The organism is Rhizobacter fulvus (genome assembly GCF_964020785.1).
Genome location: NZ_OZ224516.1, coordinates 1,927,614 through 1,945,125 on the forward strand (window position 1 = coordinate 1,927,614; position 17,512 = coordinate 1,945,125).

The 17,512-nt window shown below is 69.8% G+C and carries 15 protein-coding genes; 7 read left to right on the forward strand and 8 right to left on the reverse strand.

Translation table 11 applies throughout. The features are described 5' to 3' along the window. Positions 1–6: 6 nt before the first annotated feature. From ACWH49_RS09210 to ACWH49_RS09225, 4 genes are all read right to left on the reverse strand, one after another. Complete coding sequence (locus ACWH49_RS09210) at positions 7–1,452, reverse strand: MFS transporter (RefSeq protein ID WP_448171188.1); 1,446 nt, start codon at positions 1,450–1,452, stop codon at positions 7–9. Continuing rightward, positions 1,449–3,497 (reverse strand): M13 family metallopeptidase, encoded by a 2,049-nt coding sequence (locus ACWH49_RS09215; RefSeq protein ID WP_448171189.1) that lies wholly within the window; start codon positions 3,495–3,497, stop codon positions 1,449–1,451. The genes ACWH49_RS09210 and ACWH49_RS09215 overlap by 4 nt, the downstream gene beginning before the upstream one ends. A 103-nt stretch (positions 3,498–3,600) precedes the next feature. Further along, positions 3,601–5,793, reverse strand: coding sequence for a malate synthase G (locus ACWH49_RS09220; protein ID WP_448171190.1), 2,193 nt, complete (start codon positions 5,791–5,793; stop codon positions 3,601–3,603). A 2-nt stretch (positions 5,794–5,795) separates the two neighbouring features. Beyond that, positions 5,796–6,500 carry a haloacid dehalogenase type II gene (locus ACWH49_RS09225; RefSeq protein WP_448171191.1) on the reverse strand — a complete coding sequence of 235 codons (705 nt, stop codon included), beginning with the start codon at positions 6,498–6,500 and terminating at the stop codon, positions 5,796–5,798. 78 nt (positions 6,501–6,578) lie between these two features. Here ACWH49_RS09225 and ACWH49_RS09230 point away from each other — a divergent pair, with 78 nt between their 5' ends. Continuing rightward, positions 6,579–7,493 carry a LysR family transcriptional regulator gene (locus tag ACWH49_RS09230; protein ID WP_448171192.1) on the forward strand — a complete coding sequence of 305 codons (915 nt, stop codon included), beginning with the start codon at positions 6,579–6,581 and terminating at the stop codon, positions 7,491–7,493. A 32-nt stretch (positions 7,494–7,525) separates the two neighbouring features. Here the strand turns inward: ACWH49_RS09230 and ACWH49_RS09235 are convergent, their stop codons facing one another. The 3 genes from ACWH49_RS09235 to argS form a co-directional block, all read right to left on the reverse strand. Continuing rightward, positions 7,526–8,176: a thiol:disulfide interchange protein DsbA/DsbL gene (locus ACWH49_RS09235; protein WP_448171193.1), complete on the reverse strand. Its 651-nt coding sequence runs from the start codon at positions 8,174–8,176 to the stop codon at positions 7,526–7,528. Positions 8,177–8,252: 76 nt separating this feature from the next. Then, positions 8,253–8,990: an SPOR domain-containing protein gene (locus tag ACWH49_RS09240; RefSeq protein ID WP_448171194.1), complete on the reverse strand. Its 738-nt coding sequence runs from the start codon at positions 8,988–8,990 to the stop codon at positions 8,253–8,255. Next, complete coding sequence (gene argS, locus ACWH49_RS09245) at positions 8,987–10,702, reverse strand: arginine--tRNA ligase (protein ID WP_448171195.1); 1,716 nt, start codon at positions 10,700–10,702, stop codon at positions 8,987–8,989. Before argS ends, ACWH49_RS09240 begins: the two co-directional genes overlap by 4 nt. A 109-nt stretch (positions 10,703–10,811) precedes the next feature. On the opposite strand from argS, the gene ACWH49_RS09250 reads away from it, so the two are divergent. The 6 genes from ACWH49_RS09250 to ACWH49_RS09275 all read left to right on the forward strand — a co-directional run bounded on the left by ACWH49_RS09250 (position 10,812) and on the right by ACWH49_RS09275 (position 17,031). Beyond that, a complete protein-coding gene (locus ACWH49_RS09250; protein ID WP_448171196.1) occupies positions 10,812–12,173 on the forward strand; it encodes a serine/threonine-protein kinase in 1,362 nt (453 codons plus the stop codon). Positions 12,174–12,306: 133 nt separating this feature from the next. Beyond that, the gene (locus ACWH49_RS09255) at positions 12,307–12,627 is read left to right on the forward strand and encodes a PsiF family protein (protein WP_056466634.1); all 321 of its coding nucleotides are present in this window, start codon (positions 12,307–12,309) and stop codon (positions 12,625–12,627) included. A gap of 146 nt (positions 12,628–12,773) precedes the next feature. After that, positions 12,774–13,463 (forward strand): lipopolysaccharide transport periplasmic protein LptA, encoded by a 690-nt coding sequence (gene lptA / locus ACWH49_RS09260; RefSeq protein WP_448171197.1) that lies wholly within the window; start codon positions 12,774–12,776, stop codon positions 13,461–13,463. Beyond that, entirely contained in the window at positions 13,460–14,236 is a 777-nt protein-coding gene (gene lptB, locus ACWH49_RS09265; protein ID WP_448171198.1) for an LPS export ABC transporter ATP-binding protein, read from the forward strand. The genes lptA and lptB overlap by 4 nt, the downstream gene beginning before the upstream one ends. A 6-nt stretch (positions 14,237–14,242) precedes the next feature. Beyond that, entirely contained in the window at positions 14,243–15,802 is a 1,560-nt protein-coding gene (locus ACWH49_RS09270) for an RNA polymerase factor sigma-54 (protein ID WP_448171199.1), read from the forward strand. Further along, positions 15,802–17,031 carry a THUMP domain-containing class I SAM-dependent RNA methyltransferase gene (locus ACWH49_RS09275; RefSeq protein ID WP_448171200.1) on the forward strand — a complete coding sequence of 410 codons (1,230 nt, stop codon included), beginning with the start codon at positions 15,802–15,804 and terminating at the stop codon, positions 17,029–17,031. The genes ACWH49_RS09270 and ACWH49_RS09275 overlap by 1 nt, the downstream gene beginning before the upstream one ends. Here the strand turns inward: ACWH49_RS09275 and ACWH49_RS09280 are convergent. Beyond that, on the reverse strand, positions 17,028–17,489 hold the full coding sequence (locus ACWH49_RS09280; RefSeq protein WP_448171201.1) for a YidB family protein: 462 nt from the start codon (positions 17,487–17,489) through the stop codon (positions 17,028–17,030). The genes ACWH49_RS09275 and ACWH49_RS09280 overlap by 4 nt on opposite strands. Positions 17,490–17,512: the final 23 nt, after the last annotated feature.

The window sequence follows — 17,512 nt, forward strand, 5'->3', positions numbered from 1 at the left end:
GGGATTCTAGGAGGCGGACGGCGACGAGCCGGGCGCGGGGACGCCCATGCGCAAGGCCGCGATCACCGCGCACGCGGTGATGAAGCCGACCAGCACGAAGGTCTCGTGGAAGGCCCGCACCGCCGCGCCGGGCTGGGCCTGCAGCCGCCATTCGAGCACGATGCCGACCAGGCTGATGCCGACCGCGCCGCCGAGCTGGCGCATGAAGTTGATCGTGCTCGCACCCTGCGAGATCAGCGTGTCCGGCAGGCCGCGCATCGCGCCGACGTTGAGCGAGGGCAGCACGAAGCCCAGCCCGATGCGCCCGACCACCGCCCACGCGACGATCCACCACAGCGAGCTCGCCGGGCCGACCGTGACCATCAGCAGGAACGAGGCCGCGAGCAGCGACAGGCCGAAGGCGACGATGCGGCCGAACGGTAGCCGGTCGGTAAGCCGGCCGGCGAACGGGATCGTCAGCGCGAGCACGATCCCGGCCGGCAGCAGCGCGGCGCCGGCCTGGCTCGGCGGCAGCTGCAGCGCGATCTGCATGAACACCGGCACGAGGTAGGTCGAGCCGAACAGCGCCATGCCGTAGATGAACGCGACGACGCCACCCAGCGCGAAGTTGCGATGCGCGAACAGCCCGAGCGCCATCAGCGGCTGCGCGCCGCGGCGCTGGTGCGCGATGAAGCCGATCAGCGCGGTGGCGCTGCACGCGAGCAGCGCCCAGCCGGTGGCGGTGCCGGCGCCATGTAGCTGCACCATGCCGTTGAGCAGGGCGAGCACGGCGATCGCCATCAGCCCGAGGCCGACCACGTCGAGCCGCGCACCGCCCCGGTCCACCGGGGCGCCGCCGGGCGCGCTGATCGGCAGGTAGCGGCGCGCCAGCGGCAGTGCGACCAGGCAGAACGGTGCGACGACGAAGAAGATCGAGCGCCAGCCGAACCACTCCACCAGCACGCCGCCGACGCTCGGCCCGATCGCCGGCGCGAGCACGACGCCGAAGCCGAAGATGCCCATCGCCTTGCCCTGTTCGGCGCGGCCGAAGGCGTGCATCACGACGATTGCCGGGATCGGCTGCAGCACGCCCGCCGCCAGGCCCTCGGCCACGCGCATCGCCAGCACCAGCTCGAACCACGGGCTCAGGCCCCCGATCACGCCGCCGGCCAGCAGCAGCGACACGACGCCGTAGTAGGTGTGGCGATAGCCGAAGCGCTGCAGCAGCCACGGCGTGGTCAGCATCGACAGCGTCATCGCCGCCATGAAGCCGGCGGACAGCCACTGCGCGCGCTCCTGCCCGAGGTGGAACACGCGGCTCATGTCGGGCACCGCGACGTTGACGATGGTCGACGCCATGATCGACGCCATCGTGCCGATCATCACCGTCAGCAGCACGCGCCAGCGGTAGCGCGGGCCGAAGCGCCGTTCGAGGCCGGCGCGCGAGTGCGGATGCGGGTCGGTGTCGGTCACCAGATGGAGACCCGCTCGGTGGGCGGCAGGTACATGCCGTCGCCCGGCTTCAGGCCGAACGTGGCGTCGAAGGCCGGGTGGTTGCGCAGCGTGCCGAGCACGCGAAACTCGTCGGGCGAGTGCGGGTCGGACTTGATCAGCGCGAGCAGCGCGTCGTCGCGCGCCTTGCCGCGCCAGGCCTGCGCGAAGCCGTAGAAGAAGCGCTGCGCGCCGGTCAGCCCGTCGATCACCGGCGCCGGTTTGCCGTTCAGCGAACGCTGCCACGCCTTCCACGCGATCGCGAGGCCGGAGTTGTCGGCAATGTTCTCGCCGAGCGTCAGCTCGCCGTTCACGTGGTAGGCCGGCGGCACGGCGACGAACGCGTCGTACTGCGCGACCAGCGCCTTGGTCTTCGCAGCGAAGCGGGTCTTGTCGGCGTCGGTCCACCAGTCGCGCAGGTTGCCGTCGCCGTCGTACTGCGCGCCCTCGTCGTCGAAGCCGTGGCTGATCTCGTGGCCGATCACGCTGCCGATCGCGCCGTAGTTGGCGGCGTCGTCGGCGTCGGGATCGAAGTTGGGCTTTTGCAGGTAGGCCGCGGGAAAGACGATCTCGTTCATCGAGGCGTCGTAGTAGGCGTTCACCGTCTGCGGGTTCATCTGCCACTCGCCGCGGTCGATCGGCTGGCCGAGCTTGGCGAGCTGGCGCGTGTCCTCGAAGCGGCGCGCGCGCATCACGTTGCCGACCAGGTCGTCGCGGCGGATCTCGAGCGTCGCGTAGTCGATCCAGCGCGCCGGGTAACCGATCTTGGTGTTGAACTTGGCCAGTTTGGCCAGCGCCTGCGCGCGCGTGGCCGGGCCCATCCAGTCGAGCGTGACGATGCTCTCGCGGTAGGCGGCGCGCAGGTTATCGACCATCGCGTCCATGCGCGCCTTGCTGGCCGGCGGGAAGTAGCGGGCCACGTAGGCGCGGCCCAGGCCCTCGCCGATCGACTCGTCGACCAGCGCGATGCCGCGCTTCCAGCGCGGACGGTTCTCGGTCGTGCCGCTCAGCACGGTGCCGGCGAAGGCAAAGCGGTTGTCGACGAACGCGCGGCCCAGGTACGGCGAATAGGCGCCGAGCAGCTTGGCCCGCGCGTAGACCTTCCAGGTCGGCAGCGCCGTCGCCGCGACCAGCCGGCCCAGGCCGGTCAGGTAGCTGGGCTGGCGCACCAGCACATCGGGCGTGCGGCCGGCGAGGCCGGCGGCAGCCAGGTAGGCCGGCGCGTCCAGGCCCGGCGCCAGCGCGGCCAGGTCGGTCAGCGCGACACGGTTGTAGGCCTTGACCGGGTCGCGGTTCTCGACCGCGCTCCATTGCGCGCGGGCCAGTTCGGTCTCGAGCGCGAGGATGGCCCTGGCGCCGGCGGCGGCGCCGGCCGCGTGCTGCCCGCCGAGGGTCAGCAGGGTCGTGAGGTACTCGACGTACTTGCCGCGCACCGCGGCGAACTTCGCGTCGTCCAGGTTCAGGTAGTAGTCGCGGTTGGGCAGGCCGAGGCCGGATTGCACCAGCGAGGGCACGTAGCGCGTCGCGTCGCGGTCGTCCTGGCCGATGTACATGCCGATCGGCATGCCGACGCCGATCGCGCCGAGCCGCGCCATCAGTGCCGCGAGCCCGCGGCCATCGGTGACGGCATCGATGGCCGCGAGCTCCGCGCGCAACGGCGCGAGGCCGCGTTGCTCGACCGTCGCCTCGTCCATGAAGCTGGCGTAGAGCTCGCCGATCTTGCGCGCGTCGACATCGGCGGGGCGGCGCTGAGCCTCCTCGACCAAGGTGCGCAGGTGCTGCTGCGTGGTGTCGTGGATCTGCTCGGCGGCGCCGATGTAGGCCTTGTCGGGCGGGAAGGTCGTGGCCTTGAGCCAGCGGCCGTTCGCATGGGCGTAGAAATCGTCCTGCGGGCGGACGCCGGGATCGATCGCCGCCAGGTCGACGCCGCTGGTGGGCGCGGCCGGGCGGAAGGCCGAGGGCGTGCCGGCGCACGCGACGAGCAGCGCGGCGGCTGCGAGGCTCAGGGTGAAGGCGGGCAATCTCAAGCGGGGCTCCTGCAGCGGTCGGTCAACCGCGGGTCGTGTCGACGCGCCGGTGGGCGCAGCGCGCGACTCTACCCCTCGCGGGCGCCGCAGCGCCCGCGCCGGATCACAACGCCTTGACCTTCAGCCGCCAGGCGTGCAGAAGTGGCTCGGTGTAGCCGCTCGGCTGCACCAGGCCCTTGAACACCAGATCGTGCGCAGCCTGGTAGGCGGCCGATTCCTTGAAGCGGCCGGCCATCGGCCGGTAGAGCGGGTCGCCGGCGTTCTGCCGGTCGACGACCTTGGCCATGCGCTTGAGGGTCGCGTTGACCTCCTTCTTGCTCACCACGCCGTGCAGCAGCCAGTTCGCCATGTGCTGGCTGCTGATGCGCAGCGTCGCGCGGTCTTCCATCAGGCCGATGTTGTGGATGTCGGGCACCTTGGAGCAGCCCACGCCCTGGTCGATCCAGCGCACCACGTAGCCGAGGATGCCTTGCGCGTTGTTGTCGAGCTCCTGCTGGCGCTCGGCGTCGGTCCACTTGGCCTTCTTGACGACCGGCACGGTCAGCAGGCCTTCGAGGATCGCGGGCGCCACGGCAGCCGCATCGGTCTTCTCGAGCGACTTCTGCACCGCGGCCACGTCGACCTGGTGGTAGTGCAGCGCATGCAGCGTCGCGGCGGTCGGGCTCGGCACCCAGGCGGTGTTGGCGCCCGAGCGCGGGTGCGCGATCTTCTGCTCGAGCATCGCGGCCATCAGGTCGGGCATCGCCCACATGCCCTTGCCGATCTGCGCCTTGCCGCGCAGCCCGCATTGCAGGCCGACCAGCACGTTGTTGCGCTCGTACGCGGCGATCCAGGCGCTGCCCTTCATGTCGCCCTTGCGCAGCATCGGGCCGGCCTGCATGGCGGTGTGCATCTCGTCGCCGGTGCGGTCGAGGAAGCCGGTGTTGATGAACGCGACACGGTCGGCCGCGGCGGCGATGCAGGCCTTCAGGTTGACGCTGGTGCGGCGCTCCTCGTCCATGATGCCGAGCTTGACGGTCGCCTTCGGCAGCCCGAGGAGTTGCTCGACGCGGCCGAACAGCTCGCTCGCGAACGCCACCTCGGCCGGGCCGTGCATCTTGGGCTTGACGATGTAGACCGAGCCCTTGCGCGAGTTGACGATGCCGTCCTTGCCGTGGCGTTGCAGGTCGTGCAGCGCGATGGTCGTCGTGATGACGGCGTCCATGATGCCTTCGGGAATCTCCTGCCCGTCCGCGCCCCACAGGATCGCCGGGTTCGTCATCAGATGGCCGACGTTGCGCAGGAACAGCAGGGAGCGGCCGTGCAAGCGGACGGGTTCACCGTTGGCACCGACATAGACGCGGTCGGCATTCAGGCCGCGCGTGAAAGTCTTGCCGCCCTTGCTCACCGCTTCGGTCAGCGTGCCCTTCAGGATGCCGAGCCAGTTGCCGTAGGCCTGGACCTTGTCGTCGGCATCCACCACCGCCACCGAGTCCTCCAGGTCGAGGATGGTCGAGAGCGCCGCTTCGAGCACCAGGTCGGCCACGCCGGCCGGGTCGGTCTTGCCGATCGCGGTCGAGCGGTCGATGCGCAGGTCCAGGTGCAGGCCGTTGTGCTGCAGCAGCACGCCGGACGGCGCGGCCGCATCGCCCTGGTGGCCGATGAATTGCGCGGGCTTGGCCAGGCCCGTCGTCGTGCCGTTCGCGAGCGTGACGACGAGCGCGCCGGCGACCACCTTGTAGCCGGTCGAGTCGACATGCGAGCCCTTCTTGAGCGGTGCGGTGCGGTCGAGCACATGGCGTGCGTAATCGATCACCTTCGCGCCACGCACCGGGTTGTAGCCCGTTCCCTTCTCGGCGCCGTCTGCCTCGGAGATCGCATCGGTGCCGTACAGCGCGTCGTACAGCGAGCCCCAGCGCGCGTTGGCGGCGTTCAGCGCGTAGCGGGCATTGGTGATCGGCACGACGAGTTGCGGGCCGGCCTGCAGCGCCAGTTCGGCGTCGACGTTCTTCGTCGTCGCCTTGACGACCGGCGGCACCGGCACCAGGTAGCCGATCTTGGTCAGGAAGGCCTGGTACTTGACCGGATTCTTGATCGGCCCGGGGTGCTTCTTGTGCCAGTGGTCGAGCTCGGTCTGCAGCCGGTCGCGCTCGGCGAGCAGCGCGGCGTTCTTCGGCGCGAGGTCGCTGACGATCGCGTCGAAGCCCTGCCAGAAGGCGGCGGCGTCGATGCCGGTGCCGGGCAGCACCTGCTCCTCGACGAAGCGGTGGAGCGTGGTGGCGACCTGGAGGCCGTGAAGCGTGGTGCGATCAGTCATGGTCATGCAGCGGTTGGTTGATCGAAAAAGGAAAGGACGTCGCGCAGGCTGGTGCCGATGCGCGTGGGGTTCGTGTCGAGCTGCTCCAGTGGCAGGTCGAAGCGGTTGACCCAGAGTGTGGTGTAGCCGGCCCAGGTCGCGCCAATCGCGTCCCAGCCGTTGCTCGACACGAACAGGATCTCCCGCGCGGGCAGGTTCAGCGCCTGCGTGCCGAGGGCATACGTGGCCGGGTCGGTCTTGAACTTCTTCAGCGCGTGGACGCTGATCACGTGCGCGAGCAGGCCGGAAAAACCGGCACTCTTGACCGCGACGCCGAGCATCTCGGGGTCGCCGTTGCTCAGGATGCCGGCCGGGATGCCGCGCGCCTTCAGCTCGGCCAGCACTTCGCGGTTCTCGGGGAAGCTGCTGAGGTGACGGTACTGGTTCATCAGCCGGTCCTCGGCGACCGGCGTCAACGCCAGGCCCAGGCGCAGCGCCGCGAAGCGCAGACCGGCGCGGGTCAGCTCCCAGAACGGCTTGTACTGGCCGCTCATCGAGGTCAGGCGGGTGTAGTCGATCTGCTTGTCGCGCCACAGCACGGACAGGCGTTCACCGAAGCCGGGGAACAGCTGCTCGGCCAGCAGCGAGACGCTGTAGACATCGAACAGCGTGCCGTAGGCGTCGAAGAGCACCGCGCGGGGACGGATGACGGGGGCAGCTTTGTCCATCCAGGAAATTTATTCGAGAACCCAACCGGCATTAAGTACGATGCGATTGCTGGATTGATGACTAAATTGCACTGAATCGTGGACAAGCTGAAGCAGATCGAGTCGTTCGCCGCCGTCGCGACCCGCGGCAGCCTGACGGCCGCCGCCGCCGCCGAAGGCGTCGCGCCGGCAGTGATCGGGCGCCGCATCGACGCGCTGGAAGCGCGGCTCGGGGTCAAGTTGCTGGTGCGCACGACGCGGCGGATCAGCCTGACGCACGAAGGCAGTGCCTTCCTCGAGGACTGCCAGCGCCTGCTCGCCGACTGGGCGAACGCCGAGGCCAGCGTCAGCGCCGGCGGCGTGAAGGCCAGCGGGCACCTGCGGATCACCTCGCCGGCCGGCTTCGGGCGCCGCCATGTCGCGCCGCTGGTGCCACGCTTCCTGGCGCTGCACCCGGAGGTCAGCCTGTCGCTGAACCTGTCGGACCGCGTCGTCGACATCGTCAACGAGAGCTTCGACTGCGCGGTGCGCGTCGGCGACCTGCCCGACAGCAGCCTGGTCAGCGTGCGGCTGGCCGACAACCGGCGGCTGTGCGTCGCCACACCCGCCTACCTGAAGCGCGCGGGCACGCCCATGCACCCCGGCGACCTGGCGCGCCACGAGTGCCTGGCGCTCAGCAGCGATGCCAGCCAGACGCGCGGCTGGGCGTTCCGGGTCGACGGCGAAGTCATCCACCTGCGCCCCACCGGGCGCCTCGACTGCACCGACGGCCAAGTCCTGCACGCCTGGTGCTCGGCCGGGCTCGGGTTGGCCTGGCGCTCGGCCTGGGAGGTGGCGCAGGAGGTCGCGAGCGGCGAACTCGTCAGCGTGCTCGACGCGTTCGCCGCGCCGCCGAACGGCATCTACGCGGTGTTCCCGCACGCCAAGCACCTGGCGCTGCGGGTGCGGCTGTGGATCGACTTCCTGAAGCACAGCTACGGCGATGCGGCGTACTGGAAGCGGTCACCCGCTTGAACTGACCGGCGCGGACGCGCGCCTGTCGACGCTCAACTCGCCTTGCGCAGCCGCTGCACCAGGAAATCGGTGACCGTGAGTGCCCGCGGGTTGTCGCCGGCCAGCGTGCCCGAGGTGAAGAAGCGGCCCTGGATGCCGAGCGCCGGCACGCCGTCGATCTTGTAGCCGCTGACGAGCTGGTCGGCCTGGCGCAGCTTGGCCTGGATCGCGAACGAGTCGTAGGCTTCCATGAACTTCGGCGCGTCGACGCCGCTCTTCGTCATGAAGGCGGAAATCTCGGCCGGCTGGTCCAGGCGCATCCGGTCGGCGTGGATGGCATAGAACACGCGGCGGTGCATGGTGGCGAGCAGTCCGAGGCTGTCCAGCGCATAGAAGATGCGCTGGTGCGGCACGAAGCCGGCAATGCCGAACGCCGCCGGCACGCGCCGGAACGCCACATCGGCCGGCAGTTGCTTGGACCAGGCGTCGAGCGTGGGCTCGAAGGCGTAGCAGTGCGGGCAGCCGTAGCGGAAGAAGTCGATCACCTCGATCTTGCCGGCCTCGGCGAACACGGCCACGGGCTGGCTGAGCCGTACATAGTGCTGGCCCTCCACCGGGCCGCCCTGGGCGGGCGCGAGCGCAGGCCAGGCCAGCGCTGCGGCGCCGGCGCCGAGCAGGGAGGTCGAGAAGACGCGACGTTTCATGGGAGGTGCCGGTGGTGGAAGAGTGGACGACGGACCCGGACGGATCAGCAAAGTTCAGGCCCGGGGCAGCGCATGTTCAACGCTGGACCCGCACCAGCGCCGCCTCGACGCCCGCATCGCCCAGCTTGGCCTTCGTGGCCTCGGCGTCGCCCTTGCGCTCGAAAGGGCCGACGCGCACGCGATAGACCGTGCGGCCGGCCTGCTCGCGCTCGGTCAGGCGGCCCTCCATGCCGAGCATCGCCAGCTTGGCGCGTTGCTGTTCGGCATCTTCCGGCCGGCCGTACGCACCGGCCTGGACGTAGTAGGTGAACGGGTCGGCGCCGCCGGACGCGGCAGGGGCCGTGGTCGTGATCTTCGGCGCGGGAGGCGGCGCCTTGTCGGCCAGGATCGCGGCCGGGTCGCGGGTGCTCGCCGGCGCCGAGGCTCGGCCGGCGGGCGCGGACGCGCGGGCAGCAGGCGGCGGCGTGACGCTGCCGGTGACCGCCGGCGCGGGCAGCGCACCCGGCTGCGGCGTGGCCACCGACGGCAGCGGCGCCACGGTGCCGCTGGCCGCGTTGTTCGGCTTGGCCGGGTTCTTGCCGTAGAGCGGGCTGTTCGGGTCCCAGTTCTTGTTCTTCTGGGTCTCGGCCGCGTCCTGGTCGGCGGTGCGCTGCGGCACCTTGTTGACGAACGGGATCGGCACCTTGGTGACGTACAGCGCCACGCCGAGTGCCAGCGCCAGGCCGATCAGCAGGCCGATGATCAGGCCGATGGCGAAACCGCCGCGTTGCCCGGCGATGCGGCCGACTGCGTTGTTCTTGTGCTTGCTGCTCATGCGGTTTCCAGCTTGTCTCGGGATTCGGCGTCGCGGTCCATGCGCTCGGGCGCGTCGACGCCGAGCACCGCGAGCGCATTGCGGATGACCTGGCGCGTCGCGATCAGCAACGCGATGCGCGCCCGCGCCAGCGCCGCGTCGTCGACCAGCACGCGCTCGGCGGCGTAGTAGGTGTGGAACGCGCCGGCCACGTCGCGCAGGTAGAAGGTCAGGTCGTGCGGCGCCAGGCCGGCGGCGGCGTTCGCCAGCATCGCCGGGAACTCGGCGAGCTTGAGCATCAGCGCCGCCTCGGTCGGCGCGGTGAGCAGCGACAGGTCCGGCGTCGCGTCGAGCGCGCCGCGTTGCTCGATGTAGTTGCGGATCACCGAGCAGATCCGCGCATGCGCATACTGCACGTAGAACACCGGGTTCTCGTCGTTCTGCTTCAGCGCCAGGTCGACGTCGAACGTGAACTCGCTGTCCGCCTTGCGGCTGAGCAGGAAGAAGCGCACCGCGTCGCGGCTGGTCCAGTCGATCAGGTCGCGCAGCGTCACGTAGCTGCCGGCGCGCTTGGAGATCTTGACCTCCTCGCCGCCCTTCATCACCGTGACCATCTTGTGCAGCACGTACTCGGGGTAGCCGGCCGGCACGCCGCGGTCCGCAGCCTGCACGCCGGCGCGCACCCGGGCGACGGTGCCGTGGTGGTCGCCGCCCTGGATGTTGATCGCCTTCGTGTAGCCGCGCTCGTGCTTGTGCAGGTGGTAGGCGACGTCGGGCACGAAGTAGGTGTAGGTCTGGTCGGACTTGCGCATCACGCGGTCCTTGTCGTCGCCGTATTCGGTGGTGCGCAACCAGAGCGCGCCGCCTTCCTCGAAGGTCTTGCCGGCGGCGATCAGGCGCTGCACCGCGTCGTCGACCCGCCCGCTCGAATACAGGCTCGATTCGAGGAAGTAGTGGTCGAAGCGCACGCCGAAGGCCTGCAGGTCCAGGTCCTGCTCGTGGCGCAGGTAGGCGACGGCGAACTGGCGGATGCCGTCGAGGTCGTCCACGTCGCCCGAGGCGGTGTACGCGCGATCGTCGGCGGTCACGGTCTTCTTCGCGAGGAAATCGGCGGCGATGTCGGCGATGTACTCGCCGTTGTAGGCAGCCTCGGGCCACTGCGGGTCGCCCGGTTTGAAGCCGCGCAGGCGCGCCTGCACCGAGTTGGCGAGCGTGGCGATCTGCACGCCCGCATCGTTGTAATAGAACTCGCGGCTGACCTGCCAGCCCTGGGTCTCGAACAGGTTGCAGATCGCGTCGCCCAGCGCCGCCTGGCGCGCGTGGCCGAGGTGCAGCGGCCCGGTCGGGTTGGCCGAAACGAACTCGACCAGCACCTTGTCGGCCTTCGCCGGCTGGCGGCCGAAGGCGTGGCCGGCGGCGGCGATCTCGGCGACGATCGCCTGCTTGGCCGCGGCCTTCAGGCGCAGGTTGATGAAGCCGGGACCGGCGATCTCGAGCGCGTCGACCCAGCGCTGCACGGCCGGCTGGCGGTTCAGCGCGTCGACGAGTGCGGCCGCGACCTCGCGCGGGTTCTTCTTCAGCGCCTTGGCGAGCGGCATCGCCGCGGTGCAGGCGAGGTCGCCGTGCGCGGCCTGCTTGGGGGATTCGAAGGCCGGGGCGAGCGTGCCACCGGGCGCGACCTCGGCCATCGCGGCGCCGAGCGCGTCGAGGAGGTCCTGCTTGGCTTGGATCATCCAACGATTCTACGGGGGGCGACGTGGCGGGATTGGTTGCACATTGCCCGCCAGTTCGGCCGAGCGCGCGCCCCGCGCCGATGCGAAGATGCGCCCTGCCGACCGCCTCATGAAAACCGTTCCGACGCCCTTCTCCGCCAGCCCGCCGGACGAACCCGCGCTGCCCAGCCACATCGGCAAGTACCGGGTGCTGCGGCGCCTGGGCGAAGGCGCAACCGCGGAGGTGTTCCTGTGCCACGACGCGTTCAAGGGCATCGACGTGGCGATCAAGCGGGTGCGACCGAATGCCAGCGGCGACGCCACGGCCGAGCGCTATTCCGAGCGCTTCTTCGCGGCCGAGGCGGCCCTGGTCGGACGCCTGAACCACCCGAACGTGGTGCAGATCTTCGACGCCGTGCCCGACCCGGTCGCGCCCTACCTGGTGATGGAGTACGTGCCCGGCAGCACGTTGCGGCCGTTCGGCCGGCCCGACAACCTGATCGCGCTGGAGCTGGTCGTCGAGATCGGCTTCAAGTGCGCGATGGCGCTCGGCTACGTCTACCGCCAGGGCCTGATCCACCGCGACGTGAAGCCGGCCAACCTGCTGGCGGTGCTGACCAACGGCGCGGTCACGGACGTGAAGATCAGCGACTTCGGCAGCGTGTTGAACCTGTCGGCCGACACGACCCAGATCTACCGGGTCGGCTCGCTGGCGTACATGTCGCCCGAGCAGCTCGACGGCAGCGCCCTCGATTGCCGTGCCGACATGTACTCGCTCGGCGCCGTGCTTTACCAGCTGATCGCCGGGCGGCCGCCGTTCGATGCGCAGGTGCAGTCGGCCATGATGCACCAGATCTACCACATCAAGCCGGCCTCGCTGGCCTCGCTGCGCGACGGCGTGAGCCCGGCGCTGGACGCGACGATCCAGCGCGCGCTGGCCAAGCAGCCGGAGCAGCGCTATGCCAACTGGGAGGAGTTCGCGCAGGCGCTGTCGGCGCTGATCACCAACCAGCAGGTGCCGCGCGGGCAGCTGCAGGGCGTGCTCGATTCCGAGCGCTTCAACCTGCTGCGCACGCTCGACTTCTTCTCGAGCTTCGGCGACGTGGAGTTGTGGGAGGTGGTGCATCGCGCGAAGTGGCAGCGCTTCCATTTCGGCCACGCGCTGTACCGCAAGGGCGAGGAAGGCAACAGCTTCCACATCCTCGCGCAAGGCGAGGTCGAGGTGTTCCGCGACGGCAAGCGGGTCGCCAAGCTGGGGCCGGGCACCTCGGTCGGCGAGATGGCCTACCTCGCGCCGAACCCGGAACTCAAGCGGCACAGCACCGACGTGCTGGTCAGCGAGCCGGCGACGACGATCTCGTTCACCCCCGACACGCTGGTGCAGGTGAGCCCGGGCTGCAAGCACCTGTTCGACGAGGCATTCATCCGCGTGCTGGTCCGGCGCCTGCACGTCGCGCACGAAGCGCTCGCCCATCCGCGGCGCATCCTGTAAGCGAGAGCAGCGGCACACGCTCGTGTCCACCACGAGACAGCCGGCGGCGTTGTGCCCTTGCTGGCACATCGGCCCCATGCTTCAATGTCCGCCGGCGCCCTGCCCCACTTCAACAGACTCCTGAGGAGCCCCGATGAAACACCTGATGACCGTTCTGGCCCTGTCCGTGGCCTGCCTCTCCACCTCGGCCTTCGCGACCACCCACAAGGAAGCGCCCGACATGGCCAAGGGTGCCAGCGCGCCGATGGGCAAGCAGCAGACCAAGATGGCCGAGTGCAACAAGGACGCCGGCGACAAGAAAGGCGACGAGCGCAAGGCGTTCATGAAGACCTGCCTGTCGGCCAAGAAGGCGACCCAGCAGGAAAAGATGAAGGCCTGCAATGCCGACCCGAAGGCCAAGGCCGCGAAGGGCGACGAGCGCAAGGCATTCATGAAGGAATGCCTGAGCAGCTGATACGCTGCAGAGCCCTGGCGCCAACCAGGGCTTCAAGTGCGACATTTCTCGCGCTCCGCCCCCGATCCGTCGGATCGACCCGGGCGGTCGGCGCGCCGGGCATGAAACCACGTCGGCTAGAATGGCCTGCAAGTTTCATGCCCTTTATGACCCACTTCCGCCTCCCCCCTTCGATCCGCCGATCCGCGGCCGGCCTGTCGTGCCTGGCCGCATTGCTGCTGGGGGCGCCGGTGGCGCAGGCCGAGCGGAGTGACCGGCTGCAGAAGATCAACATCGCCGCCGACCGCGAGGGCCTGATCGACACCCGCCAGCAGGTCGTCACCTACGACGGCAACGTCGTGATCAGCCAGGGCACGATGGTGATCCGCGCCGCCCGCGTCGAGGTGCGGGAGCTGCCGAGCGGCTACTACACCGCGGTGGCGCTGGGCAGTTCGAGCAAGCCGGCCACCTTCCGGCAGAAACGCGACGGCGTCGACGAATACTGGGAAGGCGAGGCCGAGCGCCTCGAGTTCGACGGCCGGACCAACGTGGTGCGCTTCGTCAACGGCGCGCAGCTGCGCCAGCTGCGCGGCGCCACGCCGGCCAGCGAGATCGCCGGCAACCTGATCACCTACGACGCGACGACCGAGAAGACCACGGTCACCGGCGGCGCCAAGCCGACCGCCGCCAATCCGAACGGCCGCATCACCTCGGTGATCACACCTCGCCAGGGCACCGAGGCTGCCGCCGAGATCGAAGCCGCCGCCGCGATGGCCGCCTCGGCGCCGCTGAAGACAAGCCCCGCGCTGGGTGCCTCCGCGCCCGCACCCGCAGCCGCCGGGAAGGACAAGCGTTGACCGTCTCCGGCCTGGACCCGAACGCCGTTCGCGAGCACCGGCTCGAAGCCTCCGGCCTGCGCAAGTCCTACGGCGCACGCACCGTCGTCAAGGACGTGCACCTGTCGGTGCGCAGTGGCGAGGTGGTCGGGCTGCTCGGGCCGAACGGCGCGGGCAAGACGACGAGCTTCTACATGATCGTCGGCCTGGTCCGGGCCGACGCCGGCGAGATCACGATCGAAGGTGAGCGCGTGGAGCGGCTGCCGATCCACCGGCGCTCGCGGCTCGGCCTGTCGTACCTGCCGCAGGAGGCCTCGATCTTCCGCAAGCTGACGGTCGAGGAGAACGTGCGCGCGGTGCTCGAACTTCAGGTGGATGCGAACGGCAAGGCGCTGAAGCCGGCCGTGATCGACGAACTGCTCAACGGGCTGCTGCACGACCTGTCGATCGACAAGCTGCGCGCCTCGCCGGCGCCGGCGCTGTCGGGCGGCGAGCGCCGCCGCGTCGAGATCGCGCGGGCGCTGGCGACGCAGCCGCGCTTCATCCTGCTCGATGAGCCGTTCGCCGGCGTCGACCCGATCGCGGTGATCGAGATCCAGCGGATCATCGGCTTCCTGAAGAGCCGCGGCATCGGCGTGCTGATCACCGACCACAACGTGCGCGAGACGCTGGGCATCTGCGACCGCGCCTACATCATCAGCGAGGGGCGTGTACTGGCCGAGGGCACGCCGACCGAGATCGTCGACAACCCCGACGTGCGCAAGGTCTACCTCGGCGAACACTTCCGCATGTAGGCCGAGATGAAGCCGACATTGCAGTTCCGGCTGTCCCAGCACCTCGCGCTGACGCCCCAGCTGCAGCAGTCAATCCGGCTGCTGCAGCTTTCCACGCTCGAGCTCCACCAGGAAGTCGAGCAGATGCTGGAGCAGAACCCGTTCCTCGAAACCGATGGCGACGACGGCCCGGCGTTCGAGCCGCTGGTCGAGCGCACGACGGTGGCCGAGCGGGTCGGCGAGCGCGAGACCGAGCGCGCTGCCGAGACCGGCGGCGACGGCGTCGGCGCCAGCGACGAGGCCGCCGCGCCGCTGGACGCCGCCGAGTTCGGCGCCACCGAGCGCGACGACTGGGAGAACGGCACCGAGCGCGAGGACTTCGACGGCATCCGCGAAACCCCGGGCAAGAGCAGCGCCAGCCCCGATGGCGATGACTTCGACGGGGCCGACCGCGATACCGCGATCCCGAGCCTGCAGGACCACCTGCGCGAGCAACTGTCCAGCCTGCGCCTGCCGGCGACCGACGCGGCCGCGGTGATGGTGCTGATCGAGTCGCTGAACGACGACGGCTACCTCGACGACCCGCTCGAAGACATCGCATCGCAACTCGCCGGCGACGATGCCGAACAGCGCGAGGAACTGCTGGAACGCCTGCAATGCGGGCTGCGCTACCTGCAGAGCATGGAGCCGACCGGCGTCGGCGCGCGTGACCTCGCCGAATGCCTGACGCTGCAATTGCGCCTGCTGCCGCGCAGCGAGGCGCAGATGGTCGCGATCATCGTCTGCAAGTCGCACCTCGAACTGCTGGCGCGCCGCGACCTGAAGAAGCTCTGCGCCGTGACCGGCGCCGACGAGGACATGCTGCGCGAGGCGCAGGGCCTGATCGTCGCGCTCGAGCCCAAGCCGGGCCGCCAGTTCGCTCGCGCCGAGGCGAACATCATCATCCCCGACGTGATCGTGCAGAAGGCCGGCCGCGGCTGGAAGGTCACGCTCAACCCCGACGTGATGCCCAAGCTGCGCATCAACGACCTGTACGCCAACGCGATCCGCGCGCAGCGCGGCCCCGGCTCGCGCAGCGCGCCCGACGCCCTGAACGGCGCCGGCGCCGGGTTGAACTCGCGGCTGCAGGAAGCACGCTGGTTCATGAAGAACATCCTGCAGCGCTTCGACACGATCCAGCGCGTCTCGCAAGCGATCGTCGAGCGCCAGAAGAACTTCTTCACCCACGGCGCGATCGCGATGAAGCCGCTGGTGCTGCGCGAGATCGCCGACGAGCTCGGCCTGCACGAATCGACGATCTCGCGCGTCACCACCGCGAAGTACATGAACACGCCGTTCGGCACCTTCGAGCTGAAATACTTCTTCGGCTCGTCGCTGAACACCGAGGCCGGCGGCAACGCGTCGAGCACCGCGGTGCGCGCGCTGATCAAGCAGATCGTCGCGGCCGAGAACCCGGCCAAGCCGCTGAGCGACAGCCAGATCTCGCAGATGCTCGACGAACAGGGCATCCAGGTCGCGCGCCGCACGGTCGCGAAGTACCGCGACGCGCTGAAGATCGCGCCGACGCAATTGCGCAAGGCGATGTGATGCCGTTGCCGCTGTTCCTGCCCTGCGCCGCGGGCGTCGAGGCGCTGCTCACCGAAGAGATCGAACGCATCCTGCCGAAGGCGCGCGTGCATCAGGCGCGCGGCGGCGTCGCGCTCGAAGGCGACCCGCTGGAGGTGATGACGCTGAACCTCGAAAGCCGGCTGGCGCAGCGCGTGCTGATCGAGGTGGCGCACGGCTCGTACCGGGTCGAGAACGACATTTACGAACTCGCGCACAGCGTCGACTGGACGCAGTGGATCACGCCACAGCACACGCTGCGTGTCGACACCACCGCACACCGGTCGCCGCTGAAGAGCCTGAACTTCGCGGCGCTGCGGGTGAAGGATGCCGTCTGCGATCTGCTGCGCGACGCGACCGGCGAACGCCCGAGCGTCGACACCCGCCACCCCGATCTGCAGATCGTGCTGCACCTCGGCGAGCTCGAAGCGACGATCTATGTCGACAGCTCGGGCGAGTCCCTGTTCAAGCGCGGCTGGCGCGAGGACAAGGGCGACGCGCCGCTGAAGGAGACGCTGGCCGCCGCGATGCTCGCCGCCGCCGGCTGGCGCGGCACCAAGGAAGCCGGCGGCGCATTGCACGACCCGTGCTGCGGCTCGGGCACGATCGCGATCGAGGCCGCGCAGATCGCCTGCGGCATCGCGCCCGGGCTGAAGCGGCGCTTCGCGTTCGAGCGACTGTTGCCGTTCATCGGCGACGAACAGCGCGCCGAACTGCAGCGCCTGCGCAGCTTTGCTACGGCACGCATCCACGCGAGCGCGGTGCCGATCTTCGCCAGCGACGTGTCGTTCCGGATGGTCGACTTCGCGCGCCGCAACGCCGAGCGGGCGGGCGTGCTGAACGCGATCACGTTCAACGGCGGCGATGCGCTGGAGCGTCCCGCCCCGGAGCTGCCCGCCGATCTCCCCGGTACGCTGATGATCAACCCGCCGTACGGCGAACGGATCGAGGTCGGCGGCAAGGCGGCGCGCGACTCGGCGGAAGACCGCGACACCCCGAGCGACTTCTTCCCGCGCCTGTCCGCGCACTGGAAGCGTGCCTACACCCAGCACCCGGCGGGCTGGACCGCCTACGTGCTCAGCCCCGACATGAAGCTGCCGAGCGCGATGCGCCTGAAGGAATCACGCCGCGTGCCGATGTGGAACGGGCCGATCGAGTGCCGGCTGTTCCGCTTCGACCTGGTCGCCGGTTCGGCCCGCAACAAGGTCTAGCGCCGCGCGGTCAGCTGACCGAGCAGCGCACCCATGTCGTCGCCAAGGCCCTCGCCGGGCGCCTGACCCTCCGGCGTCAGCCGGTTCACGACCTCGGGCAGCATCTGCGCCAACTGGCTGGCGGCCTCGCCATGCGACAGGCCCAACTGCGCGGCGATCTGGCCAATCGTGTCGGCGCCGAGCACGTTCGACAGCTGGTCGCCCGAGATCGGCGCGTTCTGGCCGTGGCCGATCCACGAGCCGATCACGTCGCCCATGCCGCCCTGCGTGAAGCGGCCGATCAGGTCGCCGAGCCCGCCGACGCCCGCGCCCTGCGACTGCTGGCCGTTGGCCAGCATCGCGATCACCGTGCTCAACAGGACCGAGCCCGCGGTGCCCTGCGTGGCGCCGGGCGAGGGGGGCTGGGCTCCGGGTTGGGCGTTCGCCAGGGCGCCGATCACCGAATCAAGCAAGCTCATTGCAGCACTCCTCAGGTTGACAC